We start from the raw sequence: 1075 nt of genomic DNA, 5'->3' as shown, positions 1-1075 counted from the left end.
GCGTCCCCTCCGCCGCCCCGCCCGGCGGCGCGGCGTCGAACGACGGCCCGCGCCGCATCGACCCGCTCGCCCGGCTGCGCCGGCCGGGGGACCCGGTCTGCGACGTCCACCTGACCGGCACGGTCTTCCTCGACATCGTCTTCACCGGCCTGGACGGCGCCCCGGTGCGCGGCACCGAGACCTGGGCCCGCGGCATGGGGTCCTGCCCCGGTGGGGTCGCGAACATGGCCACCGCGCTGGCCCGGCTGGGACTGCGCACCCGTCTGGCGGCGGCGTTCGGCGACGACCGGTACGGCGAGTACTGCTGGGAGACGCTGGAGCGCGACGAGGGCATCGACCTGTCCCCCTCCCGGGTGCTGCCGGGTTGGCACTCCCCGGTGACCGTCTCGATGGCGTACGAGGGCGAGCGCACGATGGTCTCGCACGGCCACGTCCCGCCCGTGTCGTCGACCGCCCCGGTCGACGGGCGGGACCCCGACCCGGCGCGCGCCTGCGTCGCCTCCCTCGCCCCCGGCGAACCGCAGGAGTGGATCGCGCGGGCGGCCGGGGCGGGCTCGCTGGTCTTCGCCGACACCGGCTGGGACGACACCGGTCGCTGGGACCTCGCGTCGCTGGACGGCCTGGAGCACTGCGCCGCCTTCCTGCCCAACGCCGGGGAGGCCATGCGCTACACCCGCACCGACTCCCCGCACCGGGCGGCGCGGGCCCTGGCGGAGCACGTCCCGCTGGCGGTGGTCACCATGGGGGCCCGGGGCGCGGTGGCCGCCGACGCCGGCACCGGGGAACTGCTGGAGGTGCCCGCCCTGCCGGTGACGGTGCTGGACCCCACCGGCGCGGGGGACGTCTTCATGGCGGGGTTCGTGACCGGCACCCTCGCCGGATGGCCCCCGGCCGACCGGCTCGCCTTCGCCGCGCTGACCGCCGGTTTGTCGGTGCAGGAGTTCGGTGGCTCGCTCTCGGCGCCCTGCTGGGACCAGGTCGCGGCCTGGCGCCGCCGCACCCTGCGGGCGGGGGGCGCCCCGGCACGCTACGACTTCCTGGACGAGCTGATCGCGGACGTGGAGCCGGGGGCGGG

General features: G+C 77.6%; 1 protein-coding gene. It reads left to right on the top strand.

Going from position 1 to position 1075, the window contains the following annotated elements; all coding sequences use genetic code 11:
* Window positions 1-56: 56 nt before the first annotated feature.
* Window positions 57-1075 (top strand): PfkB family carbohydrate kinase (locus FOE67_RS26600; protein WP_182667374.1); only part of this gene is annotated, 1019 nt, incomplete at its 3' end.

Origin of the sequence: Streptomyces calidiresistens, from assembly GCF_014141525.1 — a bacterium.
Lineage (GTDB): Bacteria > Actinomycetota > Actinomycetes > Streptomycetales > Streptomycetaceae > Streptomyces > Streptomyces calidiresistens.
This window is presented reverse-complemented; position numbering and strand designations above follow the sequence as displayed.